Source organism: Telmatocola sphagniphila, from assembly GCF_018398935.1.
Taxonomy (GTDB): Bacteria; Planctomycetota; Planctomycetia; order Gemmatales; family Gemmataceae; genus Telmatocola; species Telmatocola sphagniphila.
In genome coordinates, this window is record NZ_CP074694.1 from 2,834,689 (window position 1) to 2,859,962 (window position 25,274).

Annotated in this window: 21 protein-coding genes and 1 tRNA gene; 11 read left to right on the forward strand and 11 right to left on the reverse strand. The window is 53.5% G+C overall.

Annotation, left to right across the window (positions count from 1 at the left end; genetic code table 11):
* Nucleotides 1–435 precede the first annotated feature (435 nt).
* The 5 genes from KIH39_RS11200 (at nt 436) to KIH39_RS11220 (ending at nt 3,777) form a co-directional block, all read left to right on the forward strand.
* Nucleotides 436–1,728, forward strand: coding sequence for a DDE-type integrase/transposase/recombinase (locus KIH39_RS11200; protein WP_213499439.1), 1,293 nt, complete (start codon nt 436–438; stop codon nt 1,726–1,728).
* Nucleotides 1,725–1,994 carry a hypothetical protein gene (locus tag KIH39_RS11205; protein ID WP_213499441.1) on the forward strand — a complete coding sequence of 90 codons (270 nt, stop codon included), beginning with the start codon at nt 1,725–1,727 and terminating at the stop codon, nt 1,992–1,994. The genes KIH39_RS11200 and KIH39_RS11205 overlap by 4 nt, the downstream gene beginning before the upstream one ends.
* 5 nt (nt 1,995–1,999) lie before the next feature.
* Entirely contained in the window at nt 2,000–2,215 is a 216-nt protein-coding gene (locus KIH39_RS11210) for a hypothetical protein (protein WP_213494916.1), read from the forward strand.
* 34 nt (nt 2,216–2,249) lie between these two features.
* Entirely contained in the window at nt 2,250–2,549 is a 300-nt protein-coding gene (locus tag KIH39_RS11215) for a hypothetical protein (protein ID WP_213499443.1), read from the forward strand.
* Between the two features lie 346 nt (nt 2,550–2,895).
* Nucleotides 2,896–3,777: an integrase catalytic domain-containing protein gene (locus tag KIH39_RS11220; protein WP_213494143.1), complete on the forward strand. Its 882-nt coding sequence runs from the start codon at nt 2,896–2,898 to the stop codon at nt 3,775–3,777.
* A 1,021-nt stretch (nt 3,778–4,798) separates the two neighbouring features.
* Here KIH39_RS11220 and KIH39_RS11225 read toward each other — a convergent pair.
* Nucleotides 4,799–6,328 carry an IS1380 family transposase gene (locus KIH39_RS11225; RefSeq protein WP_213499445.1) on the reverse strand — a complete coding sequence of 510 codons (1,530 nt, stop codon included), beginning with the start codon at nt 6,326–6,328 and terminating at the stop codon, nt 4,799–4,801.
* A 156-nt stretch (nt 6,329–6,484) separates the two neighbouring features.
* Between KIH39_RS11225 and KIH39_RS11230 the strand changes: the two genes are divergently transcribed.
* Nucleotides 6,485–6,958 carry a hypothetical protein gene (locus KIH39_RS11230; protein WP_213499447.1) on the forward strand — a complete coding sequence of 158 codons (474 nt, stop codon included), beginning with the start codon at nt 6,485–6,487 and terminating at the stop codon, nt 6,956–6,958.
* Nucleotides 6,959–7,161: 203 nt separating this feature from the next.
* On the opposite strand, the gene KIH39_RS11235 is transcribed toward KIH39_RS11230, so the two are convergent.
* From KIH39_RS11235 to KIH39_RS11245, 3 genes are all read right to left on the reverse strand, one after another.
* Nucleotides 7,162–8,247 carry a hypothetical protein gene (locus KIH39_RS11235; RefSeq protein ID WP_213499449.1) on the reverse strand — a complete coding sequence of 362 codons (1,086 nt, stop codon included), beginning with the start codon at nt 8,245–8,247 and terminating at the stop codon, nt 7,162–7,164.
* A gap of 46 nt (nt 8,248–8,293) precedes the next feature.
* Entirely contained in the window at nt 8,294–8,434 is a 141-nt protein-coding gene (locus KIH39_RS11240; protein WP_213499451.1) for a hypothetical protein, read from the reverse strand.
* A gap of 112 nt (nt 8,435–8,546) precedes the next feature.
* Nucleotides 8,547–8,619 (reverse strand) — tRNA-Val (locus KIH39_RS11245).
* 68 nt (nt 8,620–8,687) lie between these two features.
* On the opposite strand from KIH39_RS11245, the gene KIH39_RS11250 reads away from it, so the two are divergent.
* The gene (locus KIH39_RS11250) at nt 8,688–9,872 is read left to right on the forward strand and encodes a M24 family metallopeptidase (protein WP_213499453.1); all 1,185 of its coding nucleotides are present in this window, start codon (nt 8,688–8,690) and stop codon (nt 9,870–9,872) included.
* Here KIH39_RS11250 and KIH39_RS11255 read toward each other — a convergent pair.
* Together KIH39_RS11255 and KIH39_RS11260 are read right to left on the reverse strand one after the other, a co-directional pair.
* Nucleotides 9,856–10,845: a 2-hydroxyacid dehydrogenase gene (locus KIH39_RS11255; RefSeq protein WP_213499456.1), complete on the reverse strand. Its 990-nt coding sequence runs from the start codon at nt 10,843–10,845 to the stop codon at nt 9,856–9,858. The genes KIH39_RS11250 and KIH39_RS11255 overlap by 17 nt on opposite strands.
* 77 nt (nt 10,846–10,922) lie before the next feature.
* On the reverse strand, nt 10,923–11,711 hold the full coding sequence (locus KIH39_RS11260; protein WP_213499457.1) for an SDR family NAD(P)-dependent oxidoreductase: 789 nt from the start codon (nt 11,709–11,711) through the stop codon (nt 10,923–10,925).
* A gap of 241 nt (nt 11,712–11,952) precedes the next feature.
* On the opposite strand from KIH39_RS11260, the gene KIH39_RS11265 reads away from it, so the two are divergent.
* The 4 genes from KIH39_RS11265 (at nt 11,953) to KIH39_RS11280 (ending at nt 18,478) form a co-directional block, all read left to right on the forward strand.
* Nucleotides 11,953–14,709 (forward strand): S8/S53 family peptidase, encoded by a 2,757-nt coding sequence (locus KIH39_RS11265; RefSeq protein WP_213499459.1) that lies wholly within the window; start codon nt 11,953–11,955, stop codon nt 14,707–14,709.
* A 95-nt stretch (nt 14,710–14,804) separates the two neighbouring features.
* The gene (locus KIH39_RS11270; RefSeq protein WP_213499461.1) at nt 14,805–15,992 is read left to right on the forward strand and encodes a hypothetical protein; all 1,188 of its coding nucleotides are present in this window, start codon (nt 14,805–14,807) and stop codon (nt 15,990–15,992) included.
* An 88-nt stretch (nt 15,993–16,080) separates the two neighbouring features.
* Entirely contained in the window at nt 16,081–17,385 is a 1,305-nt protein-coding gene (locus KIH39_RS11275; RefSeq protein ID WP_213499463.1) for a DUF5690 family protein, read from the forward strand.
* A gap of 1 nt (nt 17,386) precedes the next feature.
* Nucleotides 17,387–18,478 carry a zinc-binding dehydrogenase gene (locus tag KIH39_RS11280; RefSeq protein WP_213499465.1) on the forward strand — a complete coding sequence of 364 codons (1,092 nt, stop codon included), beginning with the start codon at nt 17,387–17,389 and terminating at the stop codon, nt 18,476–18,478.
* A 5-nt stretch (nt 18,479–18,483) separates the two neighbouring features.
* On the opposite strand, the gene KIH39_RS11285 is transcribed toward KIH39_RS11280, so the two are convergent.
* The 5 genes from KIH39_RS11285 to rpsB form a co-directional block, all read right to left on the reverse strand.
* Nucleotides 18,484–20,292: a hypothetical protein gene (locus KIH39_RS11285; protein ID WP_213499467.1), complete on the reverse strand. Its 1,809-nt coding sequence runs from the start codon at nt 20,290–20,292 to the stop codon at nt 18,484–18,486.
* 57 nt (nt 20,293–20,349) lie between these two features.
* Nucleotides 20,350–22,827: a U32 family peptidase gene (locus KIH39_RS11290; RefSeq protein WP_213499468.1), complete on the reverse strand. Its 2,478-nt coding sequence runs from the start codon at nt 22,825–22,827 to the stop codon at nt 20,350–20,352.
* Between the two features lie 61 nt (nt 22,828–22,888).
* A complete protein-coding gene (gene rpsT, locus KIH39_RS11295; RefSeq protein WP_213499470.1) occupies nt 22,889–23,158 on the reverse strand; it encodes a 30S ribosomal protein S20 in 270 nt (89 codons plus the stop codon).
* A 70-nt stretch (nt 23,159–23,228) separates the two neighbouring features.
* Entirely contained in the window at nt 23,229–24,092 is an 864-nt protein-coding gene (gene tsf / locus KIH39_RS11300; RefSeq protein ID WP_213499472.1) for a translation elongation factor Ts, read from the reverse strand.
* A 23-nt stretch (nt 24,093–24,115) separates the two neighbouring features.
* Nucleotides 24,116–25,015, reverse strand: a complete 900-nt coding sequence (gene rpsB, locus KIH39_RS11305; RefSeq protein ID WP_213499474.1) for a 30S ribosomal protein S2 — start codon at nt 25,013–25,015, stop codon at nt 24,116–24,118.
* Nucleotides 25,016–25,274 lie beyond the last annotated feature (259 nt).

Sequence of the window (25,274 nt, forward strand, 5' to 3'; positions counted from 1 at the left end):
ACCGGAGCCGATTATCGAACTGTAATTTCCGGAGAGATAGTGTCCCCTTTCCTGAAATATCTACCGGTTTAGCCGTTTAAATCGCTATAGGAATTACCTTCTCTTTCTTAGGCGGGAATACCGCCAGAAGAGAGGCTATATGGATGAATTCAACCAGAATGCATTTGCGGAGAAAAGAGAAGAACAACCGAGAGCTGGTCCGACGGAGGATAGGGACCCGCAGTCCGCGGCTGCCGAAGTGGGGCGGGCGGAGCCGAGCGCCCTGAGCGCAGCGAAGGGGAGCGACGCGGAGCCCGCCCCACTTCGGAGTCCTTTCCCGATGCGGGTCTGGATTTATCGGATTCCGTGGATTCCGAGGTAGAAGCCAGCCTTTCGAAGCGTAGGGAATTCCACTCGAGGTTATCGGTTCGGGGACCTGTTAAGGGACGGCGTTTGGTGAAAAAACCGACCGAACCCGTGCCGGCGATGACGGCGGAACAGCGGATTTTGTTGCTGGATACCTGGCAGCGGAGCGGCTTGCCCGCCGGCGATTTTGCTCCTTTGGTAGGCGTCTCGAAACACACGCTTTACGCATGGAAGAAGCGGTTTGAAATTTCTGGCCCGGCCGGATTGTTGGATCAGCCGCGGGGCAAACCTCCGGGCAGCCGCGTTCACGAGTTGACCAAGCGTACAATCCTGATGCTCAAAAAATCGAATCCGGAATGGGGGTGTCAGCGGATTAGCGACATGCTATTGCGAGGTCCGGCTTTACCGGCGAGTGCTTCGGCGGTGGCCCGGGTGCTGCATGAAGCCGGTTATCAACTGGAGCAGGCTCCGACGCGAGGGCATCCGGACAAGGTGCGGTCCTTCGAGCGGGCCCGTCCGAATCAGTTATGGCAAACTGATCTTTTCACATTTGTGTTAAAACGTCAGAATCGGCGCGTTCATTTGGTCGGGTTCATGGACGATCACAGTCGGTTTTTGGTCGGCTACGGCTTGCATGCGAGCCAGTCATCGGCTTTGGTGCTGGAGGTCTTGCGAGCTTCCATGGCTTCTTATGGAACGCCGGAGGAGATTCTCACCGACAACGGTACGCAGTATGTGACCTGGCGGGGTAAAAGTGCCTTCTCGAAGGAACTCGAAAAACGGGGCATTCGACAGGTAGTAGCGTCTCCGCGTCATCCGCAGACTTTGGGTAAGATCGAGCGGTTCTGGGGAACCTTGTGGCGTGAGTGCATCGAGAGTGCAATCTTCATCGACATGGGGGATGCTCAGCGTCGGATTGGGTTATTCATAGACCATTACAACTTCCAGAGGCCCCATCAGGGGATCGATGGTCTGGTGCCCGCGGACCGTTACTTCGGGGCGGCCTCGGAAGTGCGTCGGAGTCTTCAAACTCGGGTAGCCGCGAATGCCTTGGAGCTGGCTCGAAACGGGATTCCGAAGCAGCCGTTTTATCTGACCGGCCAGGTGGGAGGTCAGCCCTTCAGCGTCCATGCGGAAGGGGAACGGATGATCTTGACCCGGCCCGAAGGAGAACGGCGGGAGATAGACTTGGTGCCCCCTCCGCCGCCGGAATCGACTTCCCGAGACGAGTTGCCCAAGCCGGTCTGTCCGGTCGGCGAGGTGAGCAATCCTCAAAGCTTGGGTTCGGAAGAGCCGTCTTTGCCGGGGGAATCGCCGTTGGATGAGAGCCTGCGTCTGATCGAGGATATGTGGTCGATCCCGCCTGAGGGAGGTGACTTATGACGACTAATTCCGAGGCGAAAGCACCGCGTCGGTCTCGTTCGATAGGAGGTCCAAAACTGGGCGAGTCCTGCGGTCCGCAGGCGAAGCGTCTGGCTTCGGTGATACTGGAGGTACTCGCCGGGGCTCGCACTCCGACCGATGCGGCCACGGCGGTAGGAATCTCTTTGCCGAATTATTATCAGGTCGAAACGCGTGCCTTGCAGGGATTACTGAAAGCTTGCGAGCCGCGCCCCGCGGTCGAGTACGGACCGATGCCAGCGAGTTAGCCTCCTTGCAAAAGGAGAATCAGCGTCTGCAACGGGAACTCGGTCGGCACCAAGCTCTGGCCCGTGCGTCGCAGCGTGCGGTGGGCCTGGCTCCGCCCCCGACGCGATCGGCTTCGGGAAAGAAGGGGCGAAAACGGCGGACCACCGTGCGTGCTTTAAGCATTGTCGCTCGGTTGAATCCCGTGCAGCAAGAGGCCCCGAAGGAAGCCGGCGTCCAGTGATAACGATATCGCCCTCGATCGAGGAGGATCGGAGATGCGGGGACGAAAACCGGCGGGACCGGAGTCAGTCGATGAACTGCCCGGTTCCGTCATCGCGAAGGATCGCTTGAAAACGTTGTTGCGGACGATGATCGGAGAATGCCGGGTGACGGAAGCTTGCCAGATACTGGGCATTAGCGAACCCCGTTACCATCAGTTGAAGCATCAGATGCTGGCGGCGGCCCTGGAAGCCCTGGAACCGCGTCCCGCCGGTCGTCCGGTTCAAGTGCCTTCGGCGGCGGAAGCGGAGATTCAGAAACTTCAAAAGAATTACGGGAACGGGAAGCGGAGTTAAATGTAGCACTAGTCCGCGAAGAACTTGCATCGATATTGCCTCGCGTCGCTAAGTCAGCGACCGAACCAGAGAAAAAAACGGAAGCGAGGGCGACCACCGGGGACAAAACGGCCGGCGGCGGCGAGGTTGGGGGCGGCAAAAAGATCGCCGGGAGATCGAAAGGAATCTGAGGCGGCGAGTGGTCGAGGTAGTGGATCGAACGCGGCAACGGGGCTTCTCGATACCTAAGATTGCCCAGCGCTTGCATATGGCAGGTCGCACTCTTCGGCATTGGGTTCAGAGCAATGCGGCGACATCTCCTCGACCTTTGGGAAGACCGGTTGTCCGTTCGTCGCGATTGAAGCGAATGGAAGTGCTTGCTCTGTTGGCCGATCTCGGGCCGGCCACCAGCGTGGCAACTCTCAAAGAGTGCTTCCCGGAAATGACGCGTTCCGAGCTCGAAGACATGCTCAGGCGCTACCGCCGCGTCTGGCGGAAAAGGTATAAACGAACCGGCTTCCGGCTCAGGTGGACTACGCCGGGAACCGTCTGGGCGATGGATTACACGGAGACGCCACTCATTGATGGAAAGGACCAATACCTGTTGGCAGTCCGAGATCTGAGCAGTGGTCAGCAGTTGCTAGCCTGGCCTGTGGCGGCGGCAACTGCCGAGGAAACGCTTGTGGCCCTTCGGTCATTGATCACCCGGGAGGGAGCCCCGCTGGTACTGAAAATGGATAACGGTTCTCCGTTTATTGCCGAAGTGGTCCAAGAATATTTGCAGCGAGAAGGCGTGTTCGGCTTGTACTCTCCGCCGAGGAGGCCACAATATAACGGTGCGATCGAAGCGGGCATAGGATCTTTGAAAAGTCGAATCGAACGTAGAGCTGCCTGGGAAGGCCATCCGGAAGTGTGGAACGCTGAGGATGTGGAGGCGGCTCGACGGGAAGCCAATGCCTTGGCTCGACCGAGAGGAGGTCTGGGTCCTACTCCCGAGACGCTTTGGAAAAGTCGGGAGAGAGTCGCAACAGAATCTCGCGATCAGTTCCGAGAGCTTGTTGAAATCCATCGGAACCGAGCTATGGAGGAGGAAGGAAAATCTCCTTCGGGAGTGTTGCTCGAGCAGGAAGCTCGCCGTATCGATCGAATTGCTTTACGCCGTGCTCTCGTCGATCACGGCGATCTTTTGTTCAAGAGAGGGCCAATTCCTCTAGGAATTAAATCGCAAAAAACGGCAAATATTACGTGAGGGGTACACGCCACTTCTGAAGGCTATCGAGATCAATACTTACACGAGCATATGTTATCAGCTAAACCGGTCTCCGATTGAAGACTTGATCTCGAATGATCCTGCAAGCTACGCCCAAGAGGAACTCTGTTCCCCGAAACTGCTTGCGATTCTCCCTGAGTTGCTTAAGGACAAAGATCTACACACACTCGCTATCTGGGTTGGTGAGTGCGATGAATTGCCTAATTTGCGGCGATTCAAGCGTGATAAAGCTGTGATTTCAATCCAGCAATGCTTGATCAATGACTTTAAGAGAGATATGGCGTTTCTGATCGATTGAAATCAATTGAGGTTTTCAATTTATTGCGATTAGTGGCATACCGAGAGCCAGGTGCCAATGTCTCCGCAATTGGCATATTCAAGATATTCTTAGATTACTTGGGATCTCAATAGAAAAATAGAACCATTTGAAGAAATGTTCGAGCCACTTGGGTGCCAATAGCCTAGCCATTGGTACCCGGCTGTGTTTTGACTATAGAATGCATTTTTATCCCGGTTATATCCTGCTAGTATTTTGCGCCGAAGGCAAATTTGGCTAATCGGTAAACTCGGAAACCAATAGAATTATTAGCGCTTTAATCTTTCCCGTTCACGAGTCCTCCTAATGAAAAAGTTTCGGGTTCGATATTTCGTTTTTGGGGTTCTCCTCCTAACCGCCTTATGGTTTGGCATACGGCCTCGAGCCAACTTAGAAGAAACGATTTCCGCGCAAGCCGATCCTATTTTAACCCTAATTCCTTCCGAACTTTTCAAAGGCGATTTGCATCAAATTGAGCCACACCTAGACCTTAAACAAGCGAAGTTTTTGATGCCAATTCCGTGGGGAGTTTTAGCGAGATAGTTCGATGAGTCCTCCGCGCCGGAGCTTTTCGCTCGGCCGAACGCATACTTCCATTTTTCAAACATTCTTCCTTTCCGCGAATAGCTCTCGGCGTTTTAACGGATCGGGACATCCGGATCCCGACTTCATTCGGTCGAACGATCAGCACCTCAGTGCTTTCAGTAGTCGGAAGAAGATTGGCAAGTGCGGGTTCCAGCCGAGCAATCGATAGACGATGCGGCCGGCCTTCCGGACGATCTGACAAGGCAGAAGCATGAAAGCATTGAGGAAGGTTTTGAATTCCATTTTCAAAACCGACTGCTTCTGGTCCCGATGCTTTTCCCGCCAGCGACCAGGAGTTTCCGGCAACGTCAAGGCCCACCAGGCTTTCAAGTTCCAGGCCAGGGAGGCCATCACCATGTACGCCCAATTGCTTTCCAGATCGTGCAGCGGCGCGTGCAAGGCCCGGCAACCGCCCTTGAGCTGCGCTATCAGATTTTCCTGATTGCAGCGATCGTTGGCTTCGTAGACGACTTCCGCGGCCGTGCACTCCCGGTCGTTGGTGATGTAGAAGAAATAGCGTTCGTCCGGATACAGAACGGATTCGCCTTTTTCCACGGAAAGATTCTTGCGAATCACCACCAGGCGATACGCCCTTCGGCAAGCGGTCGGTTGGTACTCGAACTCGGCCACCGCTTCGGAGATCAACTTCACATTTACGAATTCCCGCTCTTGGACGATCCGCTCCTTGGTGTTTTCCCGTCGGTGTCGCAACTTCGCTTTCGCCGAGTATTGCGCGGGACGCTCGAGCTTGTGCCAAGCCGCTTCCGGCAGGTTTTCCGCGATTGCTTCGAGGTTTTGCTTCGAATCGTAGCCGAAATAAAAGCGTACCTTGGCGTTGGCATCCCAGCCGTCGAGGCGAGTGGTCTGCGAGAAATCGGTGTCGCCGCGAAAGACGATCCTGCGAAAGCCCGCTTGAAGGCACAGCAAAAGAGCCCGGTCGAGTTCGACCGCGGCCCCTTCGTGCGAAGGGCGATTGCCGGGACGGTTGACGATGCTCAGCGTCTCACCGGTGTTGGCCAGGGTCACCGCCAGGGGGTGGTAACACCAGTCTCTGTTATAGTTGATGTCCATCCCCGCTTTACGCTCGCCACGCGTTTGGGTAAAGCTGCCGTCGGCGTCGATCTTCGCGCATTCCCAAAAGGAATCGGGTTGCTTCGACCAGACGCGTAAACGGGTCTGGTTGAAAGCGTCGATCAAAGCCTGGATGCTGCCACTATCGAAGCGTCGACAAAAGTCGCCCGAAGTAGTCGGGTCGGGAAAACGCTGGGTACCCAAGGCGTTGAGAAAGTTCTCGTCGCTGCGACGCAGTTCCATGTCTTGCAGGCAGGTACCCCCGCAAAGGGAATTGTAAGCGATGGCCAATACGTGGTCCGATTCCGAGTAAGGCCTTTGAAATTGGAGCAGATGCAGCTTCTCGTCGATGTCGTCGATCAGTCCGATACGCCGGGCCAGAAGGTGCATGGCCCCGAGGCCTCCGCAACTGATCGCCCCCACGCGTTCGGAGACTTCGTAATGAATGTTGGAGGCGTCGAAAGAAGGAGCGAAGGTCATCGCGGCCTCTCGCTTAGCCAGGCGACGTTCGATTCGACTCTTGCATTTTTGAAACCAACGTCCGAAAATAACATTCACTCGAAACTCCTTTTTGCGACTGTCGATTTGTTAAGCGGTTACTTACACAAACCGCAGAAAACAAAAAGGATTTCGAGCTTTCTTCGATAAATCGAAACAATTCCCCAAAAAACTACGCTGTTTTAAGGCCTAGGTTTGACCACGGGGTGTTATGAGGTGGCATTCAATCGACCTCAAATGTATTTGAGATTGGAAACTGAACAATGGAGCAAAGGAATAAAAATTTCTCGTGGCAATAATAGCACAAAGTCCATGGTTGAGAAATTTCCAGGTACTCTCTCCTTCAGTTTTAAAGATTTAGGCAACGTCGATGGCAAGAAAAAGTACCAGTTGATAGGATCTTTTCAAGCGGAACAGAGTTCGGGCTCGATTTCCTCTCGCACCATGATTGATGAATATCCAACGGAGTATCCCAGTAATCGTATTATTCAAACTTACGTTCGCGAAATTAAAGAAAAATTCGAACTGAAACCTGGCGAGAGTAAAACAATTTGGAGTATATCTTTTCAAGAGATGCCAAAAACCTCGTTTCAGATACCGATAACTATTGAAGAAGCTATTGAAGCCGCGGATTGGACGATCACTTTCAAGTTGAGCTATACTTTGCATTTCGAAGATCTAGTCGATTAGCATCAGTCATCGCAGCTAGCGTAAGATCATTGGAGCGATTAGGATCTTACGCTGACGCGTTACCTTCGACTTATCCTTCCGAAACCTGCTAAGTTTGCTTATTAGCTTAAGTCGACGTCCGTTTTAGATGAAGAAGTCCAAAGTTCTGTAGGGTAAAATCTCGAACTTGAAGTTTCCTTCTGCTGGCTACGATACAGTATTCTTCAGCTTGAAGTGAATCCTGGCTTAAGCGAATCCTGCCTTAGGTTAACCCATGATGAGACTTCCTTGAGTAGTTTGACACCAAGTTCGATTGAAGGAATGATCAATTCGTAAGTTGTAGGATCATCTAAATTGATCCGGTCTCCAATATTCAGCTTCGGAGCATACTTGGCTACTCTCTGTTTTTCCCAGTACTCTTGGTCAACAACGCCTGATTTGTGCGCGACTAGGTTCCGAACAGTAGCCAGAGAATCGAGTACGTTGCTAGCTAAGATTTCGTCAATGGTTTTCGATTTCAAGGATCTACATGTCTCAGGGAAAGCCATGCTATAGGCTTCCCTGACAGCTTGGAGTGAAGAAAAGCCGACTCGATTCCCTGCAAATAGTAAATCACCCATTTTTTTGCTCAGATCAAATTCACCCTTTGTTATCTGTTCAATCAGATTAAGTGAAACTTCTTTCGTAGATTTCTGGGAGGTAGTATTTGTGGATTTATTCTCACCTTCATCCGACTTTGAAGAGCCTGAAACCATTGACAAGATGCGGCCTTTCTTACCTGTCAATTTGGCGAGTGGACTAGGGCAAATATTCACGGCCTCAATCCAAAGGTCACCTACCATTGTCTCGAAAGCTGACCAAGCTAATAACACCTGCGAAAGCTTAATCGTATGCAAATCATCTGAGACATGTTTAGGTGTCACAGCTTTTACGTATTTAGAATACACTCCTCCATAGTTTGGTGGGTAAGGCCATTGCTTTTTCTTCGTGAGTAATTCGAAGGTTAAAGCAGAGTGCTCCGAAATTTTTTCTCTGTCCTCTTCCTTGGATATGTCGAGGCTAACTCCATTGAAGTTCTCTGCACCATAAAGCATGAAATTTGCTGCTATTTCCGCACGAGCGATTTGCTGGCCCATACTCACAAATTGCATTGGGGCCCATGAAAGAGTACTTAAAAGTTCACAATTCCTCCTGTAGACAGAAGCAATTTCCTGTACTTCTGGAAGCAAATTTTCGTTTTCAATTCCTTTAAAAGGAATTAGTGCATCTGCTGGACTCATCGACTTGAGTTCTCTAGAAACTACTTCCATAAAGATCAATCCCGTCATATTTGTTCTTTAGCCGTGGAACAAATGCTTAAAATTGAGCCAGAAGCCTGCGATAGGCTTCTTCCTCCCGGAATTTGCCGAGGAGATAATCTCGACCTTCAATGGTGACTCTGGCCTGACCAGAAGAGTGTAATCGGAGTTGTGGGATTGCGTTTTTGGGACGCGGCATGTTGAAGTTCCAGGGTTTTCGGGAAGATTCCCAAAAACTCAGGTCTTGTAGCCGCACTCCCGACCATCGAGAGGTAAACGTAAACGCTTCGGAATTCAGCAGTTAAGCCGAATGGGCGTTACTGGATTTGAACCAGTGACTTCCACCGTGTGAGGATGGCACTCTAGCCGCTGAGTTAAACGCCCGTTCTATTACATATACACTAGAGATAGGAATTTGAAAAGGGGTTCGCCCCAAACTCTGGGAGCAATGCATGTTTGACCTTTCCGCGGTACAGGCCGCCCTCCAACAGATGAATCTCGACGGCTGGTTACTCTACGATTTTCGCGGCCTCAACATCCTCGCCAAACGCGTGGTCTGCCTACCGGAAAATCAGATGCTCTCCCGGCGCTGGTTCTATTACGTACCGGCCAAAGGCACTCCCCAGAAACTCTCGCACAAAATCGAACCGGCGGCTCTCGATCAACTCCCCGGCGATAACCATATCTATCTCCGCTGGCAGGAACTCGAAGCCGGTGTGAAAAAAATCCTGGGAAATGCCAAGAAAATTGCCATGGAGTATGTGGCGTTCAACCGTAACCCCTACATCAGCCGGGTCGACGCCGGTACCATCGAAATCGTGAAAGCCCTGGGATTGGAAATTGTTCCCTCCGGCGATCTGATTCAACTTTTCGAAGCCTGCTGGTCCGACGAACAGTGGGAAATGCACAAACAGGCTTGCGTGCATACCGACTCCGCTTACACGGTAGCGGCCAACTTTATTGCTTCCGAAATTCGGGCCAAGGGCTTCACTACCGAAATCGACGTGCAAACCCGCATCATGAAACACTTTGCGGACAACGGCCTGACCACCTATTCCCCACCTATCGTCGGGGAAGGCCCCCATTCCGGCGATCCGCACTATTCCCCGTCTCTCGATCACAATTTCAAAATCGAAAAGGGAGATTTCGTTCTGATCGATCTGTGGGCCAAGGTGAATAAGCCGAACGCGGTCTACTCCGACCTTACCCGAACCTTTTTTGTGGGCACCGAAGTGCCGGAAAAGTATACGAAGGTCTTCAAGGTCGTGGCCGCCGCCCGGGATGCCGGTATTCAGATCGTGAAAGATCACTTCAAAAAAGGTATCCCTCTCTACGGCTGGCAGGTGGATGATGCAACTCGAAAAGTGATAGATGACGCCGGTTACGGCGAATACTTCTGCCATCGTACCGGGCACAGCATCGGCCAGGAAGTGCACGGCAACGGGGCCCACATGGACAACCTGGAAACCCGGGAGGAACGACGCGTCCTCCCCCGGACCTGTTTTTCCATCGAACCAGGAATTTATCGGGCGGAATTTGGCGTCCGATCGGAAATCAACGTCTACGTGGACGCCAAGAATGAAGTACACGTCACCGCCGGGGAATTGCAGCAGGAAATTATCAAGATTGTCGTGTAGGGACTTCAGGATTGACGCAACTGGTCATCTTCTGGCCGGTCAGTCCCGCGATGAGATTTTCCGCACAAATCCGGGCCATGGCGTTCCGAGTGGGCACCGTGGCACTGGCAATGTGCGGAGCAATCACGCAATTCGAGAGCGAATAAAGCTCATGGGTGGGTGGCAGAGGTTCAGGATCGGTCACATCCAGCCCGGCCGCGAAAATCTTTTGACTGCGTAAAGCCTGCGCCAGGGCCGTCTGGTCCACGACTGGACCTCGGCTAGTGTTCACAAATACTACGTGCGACCTCATTTGAGCGAATTGCTCGGCCCCGAACAGCCCCTTGGTGGTCTCATTCAGATCGCAGTGCACGGAAACGAAGTCGCTTTCTTGAAGCAGTTCGCTCATCTGCACCTGGCGGGCCTGTAACTCCTGATCTGATTCCGGTTTCGGGGAGCGCGACGTATAAATGACTTTCATCCCCCAGCCGAAGTGACAACGGCGAGCCAACGCATGACCGATACGACCCATGCCTACGATACCTAGCGTCCTGCCCTGAAGTTCCTGGCCGATCCAACCCAGCGGCTCCCAGGTTTTCCAGCGCCCGGCCTTGGCATCTTCGCAACTTTCGGTCAATCGGCGAGAGGCCGCCAGCATCAAGGTCATGGCAATATCGGCCGTCGCTTCCGTTAGTACTCCCGGAGTGTTTCCGATTGGGATCTTACGTGCAGTGGCCGCCGGAATATCGACGTTGTTGACGCCAACGGCAAAATTGCTGATGATGCGAAGTTTTGGGGCGGCATCCATCACGCTGGCATCCACCCGATCGGTCAACAGGGATACGAGCCCTTCGCAATTCTTCACTTTTTGTCGCAAGACTTCCGGCGCGGGGGGAAGCTGCTCGGGCCAAATATCGAGATCGGCATATTTGGCCATTTTTTCGAGACCGAAATCAGGAATTCGCCGGGCGACAAAAACGTGAGGAAGTGCCATGGGAAGCCAATTTCCATCTAGGGTTGAAAAAGTCCGTAGCGGGATTTTACGAATTGAAAGTTCCAGGAGGACAGCGTTTAACGCTTTCCGACCGTTTCAGCGCCCTGCCCGCCGACATGCTCGTCCACCGTTTGAGCGACCATCCAATCCGGCAGGAACCGGGCCAATTTCGTCAATCGGGTTGTCGCCCACGGGAAATTGTAAATCTTCCGTCTCGACTGAAGAGCGGCCACCATCCGCCGGGCTGCTTCGTCGGCTTCCAACACGAACATCATTCCTTTATTGGTTTCCGTCATGGGAGTTTTGATGAAACCGGGGCAAATTGTAGTGAAGCGCACACCGCTGCGACGGAGTTGAATTCGCAGGCTTTCCATGTAAGCGTTCACCCCGGCTTTGCTGGCACAATAAGCGGCGGCCCCGGGCAAACCCTTGTAAGATGCCAGACTGGAAACCGCGGCAATCTGCCCACTCTTGCGTTCCAGCATTTTCGGTAGAACGGCCCCGATACTGTAGATCACCCCGAGAAGATTCACTTTGATCAGGGCTTCCGCTTCGTCCAACTTCAGATTATCGGGGGTATTAGTGGAACCGACTCCCGCGTTGGCGATGAGAATATCGACAGGCCCGAGTTGTTGCTCCAAGGCAAAGATGGCGTTCGTCAGGCTGGCGCGGTCCGCCACATCGGCCCGCTGATAACCCGCCGTGCCACCTTTGGCCTGCAACTCGGCGACGAGATTCTTGAGCAAATCCTCCCGGCGGGCGATTAAACCGACTTTGGCCCCCTGTTTGACCGCTTCTTTGGCCAGAGCCTGCCCTATACCGCTGGAGGCCCCGGTAATCAGCACATTCTTGTTCTTCCAGTCCATATCGCTTACCTTCCCGGCAAAGTTTCACCAATGAGTAGCCTCACCGCCAAAGCCGTTCTTTTTTATCTTCGGAACTTCCGGAGGAACCGGACACATCTATTAGAGCAAGTAAAGCGACTGGAACGGATAAGTATGGTGAAGCCTACCAGAAATGTGTTTTAGGAGATTGGCATCATTCGGCATAACGGTCATGATTAATTGTTAACCTTGATTAGCGTCCTTTGCCGTTTCGGGTGGTAGCATGGGTATGCCTATTTATTCACATTGGCGTCGTTGGCTCGTCACAGGCATTTGCCTGCTCGGCGGCCTGATCAGCATTGCCCGAGGTCAACAATCGCAGTATCCGCCGCTGCCTCAGAAGTTCCACGTTGTCATCCACTACAAGATCAGCAACACCCCCGATGGTCGTTTCCTCGAATACAAGGAAATGTCCAAATACTTCAATTCCCTGGGATTCGTTCCTTCCCCCCGGGAGGACGCCGATCTGGATGGCGAGAACCCCAGCGCGGATATGCTACCGGGTACTATCGCCTCCGATAAAGCGGTCTCGCTGCTCAAAGACAAACGGGTGGAAACCCTGCTGATCTGGCCGGAAGATTTCAAGCTACCCGATGCGGAAGGGAAGAAAGTCAAAGCCATTTTCCATTTGCAGCCCGGCCTGCTGGCTCGCGAACAGCAACTTTTGTTCGAACAGACGCGCGAGATCCTTCTCAAACAAGGTTTCGAGGAAGACATTGGTTACGATCATCGCGGTTACACCCGATTACGCGGTCTGATACCAACCGTTAATGTGCACGGCCTGGTCCGCGATATTCGAACGAACAGCAGCGGGTGGTTTTTGCCCGAGCTTCTTAATCGCGAACTGCCCTACCCGATCCGCAGTTTGAATCCCATTCGCATCATCCAGGTGCTCCGGGAGGCCGAATCGGCTGCTTTAACGGTCAGCACATTGCCGCCGGCACCTTCCGCGGAATTTTTGAAGCTTTCCGCCGATCTGCGCCGGGCTCTCGCGGCCGACGGTGGTGCTATTAAGGCCGGCCGGATTGAAATTATCCTGAACTACGAACCTTCCGAGGGCTCGGTCGAATATCGCCAGGCGATTCAATCCTTTTCGCCGCAGCCGTTCATCGAAGGCCGTTACGGCAACATTATTACTGTGAAAGTCGACAAGCTGTCGCAAGCCGCCGATCTGGCTCGCATTCCATTCGTTCTGAGCCTTCGCTTCCCACCCGCAAGTCCGGCAGTATCGGCAGGATCCCCAGCTCCCGCACCGGTTCCCAAGGAGAAGACCAGTTCCCTTTTGAGTAACATCCGAGCCGTATCATTTGAAGATAATTTTGATATCTTCAAGGCCACCCGATTGAACTGGTTGCATGGCAATCAAGCGAAAGGGGCCAATGTTCGCGTGGTTCTGATCTCCGACGATTTTTCCGGGATTGGCGCTTACCTGAGCAAAGGGCTCCCCAAAAACACCAAAGTCCTGGACTTGACCGCGTTGCGAAATGCGAATGTGCTACCCGATCTCAACACTAACATGGGAATCGGTAGTGGAACTCAGCAAGCTCTGGCTGCGGCTCAAGCAGCCCCGGAAGCTCAGTTCACTTTGATTCGCGTGGATTTGAGTTCTCCCCACTTGGTTCTGGACGTGGCCAAATACATCAAGGGCGACACCTTCATTTGCGATGGAATCAAGACCCTTCGCGAGCGACTGGAGTTTGACACCGAAGTGCGGCAGCGCGAACATGATATCGCCCTGAAGAACTATGAAGAGGCTTTTGCGGATTTTTCAGAGGAGGAAGGACCGCAAAAGAAACGCCAGGAAGCTCAGGCTAAGCTGAAGGAAAGCAAGGAGAAACAGGCCGAGATATTCGAACGGACCATGCGTCTCGATCGCCTGGATAAAGCTCTACAGGATCTGAAGGCGGCCCAGGTCGTGATCAGTTCCGTAAGTTGGAACAGCGGGTATGCCTTGGATGGCTTGAGTCCTCTCAGTCGCTACCTTGAAGAAAACTTCATCAAGAACGCTCCCCCCGTTATCCGGAATGCCACTCGCCTTCAGAAGCCGAGCCTTTGGTTCCAGGCGGCGGGCGATACTCGCGGACAGGACTGGAACGGCAATTATTCCGATCAGGATGGTAACGGCGTACTGGAATTTGGCCCGGAAATCGTCAACGGCAAATGGACTAGGGAATTGAACTTCCTCGGCTTCCGACCTTTCGGTAAAGCGACGGATGCGAGTCTGCCAGCGAATGCCACGGTGAAAATCACGATTCAATGGCGCGAGCCCCACCTCGAACAATATCCCATTGAAGAGTACCGGGATCCGATCAGCGATCTGAAATTGAGTTTGTTGCGTCAGGTCGATCCGAATGCAGAAAAAGTTGCAAACGACGAATTGGAAGTTGCCGGTTATACCGAGGGAGCGGCGGAAATTCTGAAGCTCACTCCCCGCTATGGCATTTACGAAAGAACCTTCGTGGTGAGCATAGCCACGGCCGGCCGATATGCCCTTCGAGTGGAAGGGGCAAAACCCAAGACAATCAAACCGCGAAATTTCCCCTCCCTGGAAAAAGAAGACACGCAGTGGGCTCTGAAGCCACGAATTTTCGTGGAAGCTCTGGATGCTCCCACCAAAGCGGGGGGACAAATTGTCTTCAGCGATTATGAGGTGAAATTAGGGGGGGTCGCTATCCCGGCCGATTCCCGCGGCGCGATTGCCGTTGGTGCGATGAACACTCATAAACAGCCCCTGGCTACCTCGGCTTTAGGAGCCGGAGCCGGTGTCGATCTCCTGGTGAAACCGGATATCCTGGCCTACGATGCGGTGCCGAATCTGCCGGGTAACAAAGCCGGGGGCACACCGATCGCCGCCTCTTTTGCCGGGGGCATGGCGGCCAGTATGCTGAGTGCCGGGGCCCAGCAATCCTGGTTCCTGCAGGCATTGCGGATAGCACCGGGCAGCTATTTCGAGATACCCGACTTCTGGTTCAAACGATAATTGGTTTCTTAGGCGGAGCGGGATATCCCCTCCGCCCTTTTTGTTTCTGAAGCGGTTCCGCTAGAATAAATTAATTACCACCCTCGGAACCGATCATGTTCGATACAGACGAAACGCTAGCTGCAGCCCCTCCGCAACTGGAGCCTCACGATTTCGAAAAGCTTCAGGAAGTGCTGAAATCGGAAGGTCCGCTATCGGCAGCCGATTGGCTCTGTGCTAAACTCGAAAGCAATCAGGACTATCCTGCTCTCTTCTATGCCCTGCTGATGAAGAAGCGGATCGAACTCGGCATCTCTCCCTTCCCGGCGGGGCCCTCTTCCGATATTCCTCGAGAGTATCACGAGGCCTACGAAGAGGCGATTCGCACGGCCGGACGGAAAGTCGGCGAGCTCTTCCTTGCAAAAAACGACTTCCCCCGAGCCTGGACTTACTTCAACATGCTCGGCGAGACGCAACTGATTGTGGACGCCTTGGAAAAGTATGAGCCGGGACCGGAAGAGAATATCCAACCGCTCATCGAAGTGGCTTTGTACCATCAAGTGAATATTCCCCGCGGCTTCGATCTGATTGTCGATCGATACGGGATCTGCAACGCCATCACCACTTATAGCGGTTTCGATTTTTCAAAAAATCTTCCCGCTCGACAGCATTGCATCCAAAAATTGGTTCGGTCGCTGCACGCCCAACTCGTGGAGCGTATTCGAAACGATCTGGAAACTCGCGGCGAAACTGTTCCGGCCGGGGCAAGCATCCCGATCATGCTGGAAGGTCGAGAATACCTGTTCGAAGACGGCGCTTACCATATCGACACTTCGCATCTGAATTCGATTGTCGAGTTCTCGCTGCATCTGGAGAACTGCCCGGAACTCAATCTCGCTTCCGAACTGGCTCTCTACGGTTCCAGACTGAGTGGCAGTTTCCAGAACCAGATGGATCCCCCCTTCGAGAACAGCTACGCCGATTACAAGGTCTATCTGGATATCCTGCGCGGCGTGGATGTTGAAGCCGGCCTCAAACACTTCCGCGACAAAATCGACCCGGCCTTCTCCGAAGAGTTCACCCTTCCTGCCGAAATCTACGTCAATCTGCTGCTGCGCTTGGGCCGAATGGACGAAGCTCGGGCAATCGCCAAGAAGTATTTATCCGAGGTTCAAGGTCGGCAGATGGCCTGTCCCGGCGTTTACGAACTCTGTCTGCAGGTGAAAGATTTTCAGGGACTTTCCGATGCGGCTCGTAGTCGGGCGGATGGAGTCAGCTTCCTCGCGGCGCTGGCCTCCCAGTAAATCAATTCTTCATCAGTAATTCTCATTCGCGAAAAAAATCGGGAATAATATGTCTTTTTGATCTCACTCAAAAAAGACATGGATTCCCATGAAAGACCGATTGCGCGCGGATAAGCCCTGGGTTCTCCTATTCTGGAGCATTGCCGCCACATTCGGGACTTATTTCTGCATGTATATGTTCCGCAAACCCTTCACGGCGTCGGCGTATGAAGGGGAAACACTCGGTAGCTTCAAGTTCAAAACGGTAATCGTCACCTCCCAAGTACTCGGTTATACGCTCTCCAAATTCCTGGGAATTAAAATCGTCTCGGAAATCAATCCGCAGCGCCGCGCCTGGTTGATTCTAACTCTGATATCGCTCTCCGAAATTTCTCTAATCCTCTTCGGCCTCACCCCGACACCTTACAATCTGATTTTCATGTTCTTTAATGGTCTCCCCCTGGGAATGGTCTTCGGGCTGGTCATCGGCTTTCTCGAAGGACGTCGGATGACGGAGGTCATGACCGCCGGTTTGTGCGTCAGCTTCATTGTCGCAGGAGGTCTGGCCAAGAAGGTCGGAAAGCATCTGCTCGATTTCGGCGTCCAGTCGCACTGGATGCCCGCCGTTGCCGGAATTTTATTCCTGCCCGTATTAATTGGATTCGTCTGGATGCTGACGCAAATTCCTGCTCCCACAAGCGCTGACGAAGATGCTCGATCGCAACGCGTTCCCTTGAATCGCGAAGACCGCCGAGCATTTTTTCGAAGTTATTCTTTCGGACTGACTAGCATCATCCTGGCATTTCTGCTGATTACGGTTCTTCGAGGCATACGAGACGATTTCGCTCCGGAGATCTGGAAAGCACTCGGATCAGATGCCAAGCCAGACGACTTCTTTTTTCCGGATCTTATCGTCGGATTGGGAGTTCTAGTGACCTGCGGGGCAACGGCGTTTCTGCGAAACAATCGAGGAGCATTTTATTGTGCATTAGGGCTATCCATCCTTGGCCTCGTCCTGGTATGTTTCGCACTCATCGGTATAAGAGCGGAATTATTATCCCCGTTCTCGTTTATGGTTGTTCTGGGACTCGGTCTTTACATTCCCTATGTAGCAGTGCACACGACCCTTTTTGAACGTTTGATTGCCATGACGCGATCGAAAGGCAATCTCTGCTATCTGATTACCCTTTCGGATTCGTTCGGATATCTGGGCACAGTATTCCTGATGCTCGGCAAGGATTTTTTCAACACCGGTAACTTCGTTAAAGATTTCTTCGACCTCATTGGCTGGATTGTCGCGATTGTCGGCATAGTGGCGTTTGCCTCTGCCGGAATATACTTTGCTCGAGTAGGTTCCGCGTTTAAAGAGCCTCAACAGGATATTGCGGCCCAACCCATGACGCAGCAGGTCTGATGTGACTTCATCCAATACACTGTTTGGCCGAATGGCGGTGTTCCATTCCCATTCCCAGCCGCAGGTGATCGAAAAACAGGTCGTCCCCACACCGACTGTCCAGGAAGTGCTGGTACAAATCACCTGCTGTACGCTTTGCGGAAGTGACATCCACACCGTGAATGGACATAGATCGGTCGCAACGCCGACCGTGCTGGGCCACGAAATTGTCGGCCGGATCGTCAAGTTCGGGGAGGCGCATCCGCGAATCGATTTTGCCGGGAAGCCGCTACAGGAAAATGATCGCATCACCTGGACGGTAATCGACCGCTGCCGCCAGTGCTTTTATTGCATGCAAAACTTGCCGCAAAAGTGCGAGCAGCTGCAGAAGTACGGGCATGTTCTCCACTCGGTTGAAAATGCTTTTGCGGGTGGCCTGGCCGATTACATACTTCTGAAATCCGGAACGGATTGCATTCGTGTTCCCGACAATATCCCGGATCCCATTGCCACACAGGCCAGTTGCTCCACGGCCACCGTCGCAGCCATCTATCGCCACGCCCCGAAATTCCAGACAGTTTTCATATTCGGCGCGGGAGTTTTGGGACTGACGGCCGCCGCGATGGCCCACGCTAGTGGGGCTGAGGTAATTGCGATCTGCGACCGCGATCCGGTATGCCTCAAACGTGCCAGTGGCTTCGGAGCCGGCGCCCTTTTTGATGCGGATCTGCCAACCCAGGCTAAAGAATTATCGCAACTGACTCATGGCCGCGGTTTCGATTTAGTCATCGAATTGGCTGGAACGCAACAGACTTGTGCCGCGGCTATCCCCTTAACTCGCATCGGCGGCACGATAATCTTCGCGGGAACCGTCTCTCCCACGGAGCCGATTCCTCTCGATCCGGAACTGATGGTTCGCCGGTTACTGACGATCAAGGGAGTGCACAACTACACCTCGCTCGATCTGCAAAAGGCCTTGGACTTCCTGGAAAATTCGGGGAAGAATTACCCCTTCGAGTTGCTGGTGGGCGAAACTTTTCCGCTCTCCGAAGTGAATGCCGCTTTCGAAAGAGCGCGAACGACTCGGGGCATGCGAATAGTAGTACGACCCTGACTGAATCAGACCAATAGCATCGGTTCCGGTTCGAATTCAAAATCGAACGGCGGTTCGGATTGCACTCCTTCGTCGCCACGATTGCGGAAAATATGGAGGATGCGCGCCCGGCCCAGATTTTCGAACCGCGGTTCCGGATAAGTCAGCGATTCAAAGGGCTGATCCAGTAGAAATTCGTGGATCATCACTTTGATTTTCGGCATGCCATCGAACTGCGACTCTTCCGCCCGCCGTTGTCCGTTTGATTTGTCGTAGACTTCGAACAGTCGGCGCATCACCTTGTTCAGCTTGCGATAACCGACGCCATCTTCGACAAATATCAGGTCGATCTGCAGGGAGTTCATCAACACGTACAAATAGTGACGAACCGCCCTATCCAGGAGTTGGCCGTAGGGGGGTCCCACAGGTCGGGTTAAGAAGTTACCTTCATTGGCATCACTTTCATCCATGTCGTCCCGCAGCATTCCCTGCAAGAGCCACTGATGCGGGGCCAGCCAGTAGCCGCTGCCTCCGGGATGGTGCCGTTGTCCGGCCTTGCGGAATAATTTCTCAAGCCCCCGCAAGAACATTCGGCGTTTATGGATTTCATCGCGGCGCAGAAGACGATCGAACACGGTTCCCTGTCGCAAGTCTTCCATACAAACGGCCAGCGGCCAGCGCGGTTGAAATTCCGACGCTTCCGATTCCGCTTCGGGTACCAGCCGAATGCTGATATCCGATGGATTCATCGCGGCCGGTTCGAAGTGGAGTTTCCAGCCGCGGTTCTTGAATATTTTGCGAATTTCCCGAACTTGCGATCCCGGAGCATTACGAACGAAAATGCTGGGACGGCAAGGTCGGGAGGGGTTCTGCTTCCACATCGTCCAGAGCATCAGGGTGCCCGACAGAAGCGTCCCGGGAACCAGCCAACCAAGTACCACCCCCATAACGCTGGTCACTGGCATGCAACAGTCTTTCTCGGAGAAACCGAGTACCACATTTCCAGACGATAAGGTGATGAGTGCCGTCAGCCCCAGAACGATGGTTGCGGCCGCCAAGAGGATCATCTTTCGGGAAGTAATCGACCAGACTTTGGCTTGGGGATTTTTCCGCCAGACGAACTGCACCCCCGACGAAGTGGGAATGAGCGTTCCCACCGCGACCGCCAGCAGCGCCACGCCGCACAGCGAAGGAATGACCCAGAACGGCACGAAAAAACCGGCCAGAATCATCGTCGAAACGTAACAGACAAAAAGAACGTGAACGCGGTTCAAACGGCTTCCCGCGCCTCGCGAATCGGGTAACAAGCGATCCAGTAGCATGATGGGGAGGAAAAAGCCTCCCACAAAAACACACAGGACCACAGATCCCCAAAGTACCAGAAGGCTGACCAGATAGGCGAGGTAGCAGACTTGAATCAGCGGTTGCCGCCAACCGTTGGGAAAGAGCGTCCAGGCCCCGAACCCCAGGAGTGTGGACAGAGCGAGGCAAACGGGCAGAACATAAAGGATTTTCGGCGTACCCCGGGGAATCGGGGGCGAACCGCGGAAGTCGATTCCAATTTCAAATTTCACAGAATTGGTGATGGAAAAAATCCGTTCAATCGCACGCGAACCAGCACTCACCCACTGGATCGGATTCATCCGATGTCGTTCGAGAATCAGGATGCTCAAGAGCATTAAAAAACATAGACCCACAACATCGTGAACGTCGGATTTGGTGAAGCGGCCGAAGATTTCCAGCCCGAAAAAGGCGCAGCAAACCAGCGGTGCAAACCAGGAGCTAGACCAGACGGCCCGGCGAACTTGGGGTAAAACTTGGGTGAGAAACTTCATCGCGGTACTGCATCCGAAGACGCCGCGATCCTCTAAAGATATGCGGCTGTCGGTCCATCACACCAGCTTCAAGGTACCGCGCGTAACACCTAGTTGATTCATCACGCGCAGCTTTTTCCAGGTCTCCTTACCATCCTCCTGACCGGCGAGAACTCGCCGATACGTAGTCAAAAGAGATTGCACTTCCGTGCCGCGCTCTCTCAATAGATCTATGCGAAATCTCGACAGCCCTAAAGCCTGCATTTGCGGCAGGTACTCGATGGCGGACTGTGCTTGGGAATTATACACGGTGTTTCGACAACCTGTGTCTGGAATCACCGGAAAATCCGCATTCACTCTGTCTCTTAATTCCACCTTGTGGTCATCGCAGGGCCGACCGCAATCGCGGAAGTCTCGACCGTTTGACAAAAATGCCGCAAATACGCAATGTTCCATGTGAAACATCGGCATATGCTGATGAATTACCGGCTCAAACCACTCGACCGGAACTCGCCTCATCAGAGCCTGAAATTGCTCCCAATTCAAGTCAAAACTGGGAATTAGTCGCTCCAGGCCGCTCTTCACAAAAAAAGCCGCCGTCAATTCGTTGGCCACATTCAGTGAGAAATCTCCGATCAGCCGCGCCGAGGGCAATTTTTCCTGAAAGTAGAGCAACGCTGCCAGATTTCGAATTAAGACGGCGTCGGGCTGCGCGTGAAGAATGGGTGACAGAAACCCTTCCTCCCCCGGCTTCTGAATTCGAAGAGGGGCTAGGCCGATGGGTATTTCTCTGGCCCGAGCGAGAGGCACCGCTTCCTTGTACTTGCGCAGATCCTCAAAATCGCAATAGACCATAGAAACCGATTCCGCATCTTCCAGTACGGCCGCGAGTTGATCCAGATTGCGTACGAGGACGGTGATACTCGGCGGCCTAGTCGATGGCTTCGCTTTCGGAATTTCTGACCTAAGTGTTTTCAGAGCTTCAGGTTCCGCAATCGCCTTCGCCTCCCGAGCGATACGGAGCTCGCAAAGTTTTTGCACGGCCTGCCGGCGCAGATCATTGAGAATACTTTTGGGTACCAGCACCGGCTGAGGACAATCGATTTCCACAAGACCCAACTGAAAGGGAGTATCGCCGAGTCGGTCGAATTGTTCCCGAAGGAGTTCCCCATTAAAAGGATGCTTCCGAGGAACTTCCAGCGGTCCGGGCCAACTTACCTCCACTCGCAAACCGGTGTCGTCGGAAAGGAAGATGGTTAAAGCACCGCCGACGTTCCCAACCGCCTTCACATGCACCGGCACCCGGTGGTAGATCGGGTCATTCTGATACGATTGCTCCAGTTCCTTTTTCACGACTGGATCATCGGTTTTCCAAACCCGGCAACCGTTGGGTATTTTCGAAGAATCGAAATCCACGTCCAGGCGGATCAAAGCTTCATTCGGACCCAGGGCTTCCACCGCCCAAAGCCGTCCCCCCGGTTCCTGCTGATCGGGCTTGCCGAGATCGAAAACCACCCCATCTCCGGGCTTCGGGGAAACGGAGTCTTCCAGCCGAACGATAATTCCATTTCGTTGCTGTCGGCTGACCCGGCCCAGTAACAACCCTCGGGCTTTGGGTACACGCCCTTCAACGGTTTGCTGGTGATTTACTCCTTCGAGAAAGCCGGGAATAAAGCCACGGGAATAGGTCAGACTCAGATTGTGCGAGGCCTCCTGCGATAGTTCGAACGCTTTGTGCTCTCGAGCAGAATCGATGGCCCCGCGATAGGTTTGGGTCGCCGCCGCGACATAGTGGGAGCTTTTCAGCCGGCCTTCGATCTTGAAACTAGCCACTCCCGCGTCGACCAAATCCGCCACCTGATCGTAACCCGCCAGATCCTGAGGACTTAGGAGATATGCCCGATCTCCCAATTCCTTCGATTTTCCATCGACGATCATCTCATAAGGCAGACGGCAGGCTTGAGCGCATTGCCCGCGATTGGCACTTCGTCCCCCCAGCGACTCACTGGTCAGACACTGCCCGGAATAAGCCACGCAAAGTGCCCCGTGAATGAAAACTTCCAGGGGAACGGACGTTTCTTGACCGATTTTGCGAATATCGGAAATCGACAGTTCCCGGGCCATAACGGCCCGCTGCACGAACAGTTTTTCCCGAACGAATTGAATACCCCTCGATTCCGAGAGCGTCATCTGCGTCGATGCATGAATTGGCAGATCGGGAGCGATCCGATGAATCAGTCGGGCGATGCCGACGTCCTGCACAATCAAAGCGTCAATTCCCGCCTCAGCCACTTCCCGGATGTAGGCCGCGGCATCCTCGAGTTCATCGGAAAAAATCAGCGTGTTGAAGGTGAGAAAGCCCTTCACGTTACGATCGTGCAGATAGCGGATGACTTTGGGGAGATCTTCGTGACTGAAATTGGTGGCCCGATGGCGAGCGTTGAAGCGATCCAGACCGAAGTAGACGGCGTCTGCCCCGTTCGCGACCGCAGCCCGTAGTGCATTCCAGTCGCCAGCGGGTGCAAGCAGTTCAGGAGGATGGGAACGAACTGCCATGATCTTACTTCTAAAGTGAAAGTGAGGTGAGCCAGTTAGCCTTCACCTCAGTGCAATTCAACTATTTGGCCTTGGTAATTCCCAGCTTCTTGGCCAGCTGGCTCTTCTTGCGAGCTGCGGCGTTGGGATGAATTACCTTCTTGGCAGCGGCCTTATCGAGTTTTTTGCTGGCCAGTTTGAACTCGGCCACTTTCTGCTCGGGCGTGCCCTTGGCCAGCGCCTCGGAGAATTTCTTGAACTGAACCTTGATCGCTTTTTTCACATCGCGATTGTGAGCCCGGCGCTTTTCGGCCTGGCGGAGAGCTTTTTCTGCACTTTTGGTATGCGGCATTTCTCGGATCTACCTTTGAAAATTTAGAGAAAGACGAGCGGCCGAATACTTCGATCCGGCCGCCAGCCCTTTATACGATTTCGCCCACTTTGTAGCGGACGTACTTAACGAGTTTCAGGCCGGCCCCACTCAGGAGCTGCCCCACAGTCTTCTTGTCATATTTCGCTGCATTGGCAATCGGCTGTTCGAGCAGAACCGTCTCGGCATACCAGGTCTTCAGTTTGCCTTCGATGATTTTCTCGACGATATTGGCCGGTTTGCCCGCGTTCTTCGGATCGGCATCGGTCAGCTTCTTGGCCAGTTCCTTTTCTCGCTCGAGCACATCCGTGGGGAGTTGATCGACCGAGGCATAGACCGGATTCATTGCGGCAATGTGAGCACAGATGTCTCTCAGCAATTCCGGGCTGGCCGTATCCTTGCCAGTCACTTCGAGCAGAACGCCCAGGGTGCCATCGTGGTGGATGTAGTTGCCGTACAGACCACCCGTCAACCGGGTGAACCGCTGAACCTTCATGTTCTCGCGGATCAGACCGATGACTTCATTGATGCGGTCCGTGACGGTCAGCGCGCTGTTGCCAACGAAAGGGGCTGCCGAGAGCGTGGCCACATCGGCCGGGTTTTGAACCGCAACCTGCTTGGCTAGATCAGCAACCAGAGCGATGAACTGTTCGCTTTTGGTCACGGGAGCCGATTCGCAGCGCATCTCAAGGATGGATGCGGTTTTGGTACCGGCATCGATGTAAACGCCGACTCGTCCTTCCGCCGTTTCGTTGCCCGCTCGCTTGTTGGAAACGGACTTGAACCGCTCTCGAAGCAGCATGACCGCCTTGTCCATATCGCCGGCAGCTTCGGTGAGAGCCGACTTGCATTCCATCAGAGGCAGGTCGGTCCGTTTGCGAAGTTCGTTGACAGCGGCCGCAGTAATTGCACTCATGGCTTTCCTCGTTTTCTCCGTCTTTAAGCGGTGGTCTTTTCAGTTTCAGCAGCGGGAACAGGTTTTTCTTTATCGACAGGGGCCGCGTTGCGCTGGTTCGCCTGCCCGCGGGGTCGTGCCGCCTGGTTCGCCATTTCCGGAGGAAGTGCCGCGCGCCCTTCGAGAACCGCATCGGCCAGCTTCTGGACGATCAATTCGATCGAGCGAATGCTATCGTCATTACCGGGAATGGGAAGATCGACGGGATCCGGATCGCTATCGGTATCGATCAGAGCAATCGTGGCCACACCCATGCGCTGAGCTTCTTTAACCGCGATGTGTTCCTTCTTGGGATCCACAACCACCAGAGCATCGGGAAGCTTCTTCATATCCCGAATACCCTGCAAGTTACGGCGAATTTTCATCAATTCGCGGGACAGGGTGCTCACCATCTTCTTGGAGTAGGTGCGGATAACCGCCGTTTCCGGAGCTTTGTGAATATCGAGCTTGCCGGTTTCGTTCATCATGCTGTTGATATACTGCAGCATGTCGATCTTGTTCGGGTTTTCGCCGGAAGGAAGCCACATTTCCTCGAGTTCGCGAAGCCGGTTCAACCGGCTGCGGATCGTACGGTAATTCGTCAGAATACCTCCCAGCCATCGCTCGGAGACATAAGGCATGGAGCAGCGGGTCGCTTCCCGTTCGATAATTTCCTTGGCTTGTCGTTTGGTACCGACGAACAGCACCAGGCTACCGCGGCTGATCAGCTGTGCCAGATAGCGGTGGCCGCGCAGCAAACCTCGCATGGTTTCGCGTAAATCGACAATGTGAATCAGATTGCGCTTGCCGTAGATGTACGGTCGCATTTTCGGATTCCAGCGGCTGGCGCGGTGGCCGTAGTGCACGCCGGCTTCGAGCAGTTCCTTCACTTGGAAATTCGACACGCTTTGCTCCTTGGGCTGCGTTGATGCAGCAAATTAACAGGTTGCCTCGATAGAATACAGCATTACAGTCCTCCGAATAACGGGGAACGATCGTCCCAACCAATCTGTTGGGGGAAGACTGATTAAGATAGCAACACTTGGAAGAACGTCAAATCGCGGGCCGGAAAATTTCCGAATTTCCTGGCAGGCATTATTCGGTCATATTCCGCTCTTCTTGCTCGAAAATGATAAAAGCAAATGTTAGGATAAAAATAGCTTG

Excerpts from the sequence above, each read along its gene's own strand:
- KIH39_RS11250 (WP_213499453.1), top strand. The coding sequence starts at position 8,688 with ATGTTTGACCTTTCCGCGGTACAGGCCGCCCTCCAACAGATGAATCTC.
- KIH39_RS11285 (WP_213499467.1), bottom strand. The coding sequence starts at position 20,292 with ATGAAGTTTCTCACCCAAGTTTTACCCCAAGTTCGCCGGGCCGTCTGG.
- KIH39_RS11270 (WP_213499461.1), top strand. The coding sequence starts at position 14,805 with ATGTTCGATACAGACGAAACGCTAGCTGCAGCCCCTCCGCAACTGGAG.
- KIH39_RS11255 (WP_213499456.1), bottom strand. The coding sequence starts at position 10,845 with ATGGCACTTCCTCACGTTTTTGTCGCCCGGCGAATTCCTGATTTCGGT.
- KIH39_RS11290 (WP_213499468.1), bottom strand. The coding sequence starts at position 22,827 with ATGGCAGTTCGTTCCCATCCTCCTGAACTGCTTGCACCCGCTGGCGAC.
- tsf (WP_213499472.1), bottom strand. The coding sequence starts at position 24,092 with ATGAGTGCAATTACTGCGGCCGCTGTCAACGAACTTCGCAAACGGACC.
- rpsT (WP_213499470.1), bottom strand. The coding sequence starts at position 23,158 with ATGCCGCATACCAAAAGTGCAGAAAAAGCTCTCCGCCAGGCCGAAAAG.
- KIH39_RS11260 (WP_213499457.1), bottom strand. The coding sequence starts at position 11,711 with ATGGACTGGAAGAACAAGAATGTGCTGATTACCGGGGCCTCCAGCGGT.
- KIH39_RS11275 (WP_213499463.1), top strand. The coding sequence starts at position 16,081 with ATGAAAGACCGATTGCGCGCGGATAAGCCCTGGGTTCTCCTATTCTGG.
- KIH39_RS11235 (WP_213499449.1), bottom strand. The coding sequence starts at position 8,247 with ATGGAAGTAGTTTCTAGAGAACTCAAGTCGATGAGTCCAGCAGATGCA.
- KIH39_RS11215 (WP_213499443.1), top strand. The coding sequence starts at position 2,250 with ATGCGGGGACGAAAACCGGCGGGACCGGAGTCAGTCGATGAACTGCCC.
- KIH39_RS11205 (WP_213499441.1), top strand. The coding sequence starts at position 1,725 with ATGACGACTAATTCCGAGGCGAAAGCACCGCGTCGGTCTCGTTCGATA.
- KIH39_RS11240 (WP_213499451.1), bottom strand. The coding sequence starts at position 8,434 with ATGCCGCGTCCCAAAAACGCAATCCCACAACTCCGATTACACTCTTCT.
- KIH39_RS11220 (WP_213494143.1), top strand. The coding sequence starts at position 2,896 with ATGGAAGTGCTTGCTCTGTTGGCCGATCTCGGGCCGGCCACCAGCGTG.
- KIH39_RS11265 (WP_213499459.1), top strand. The coding sequence starts at position 11,953 with ATGGGTATGCCTATTTATTCACATTGGCGTCGTTGGCTCGTCACAGGC.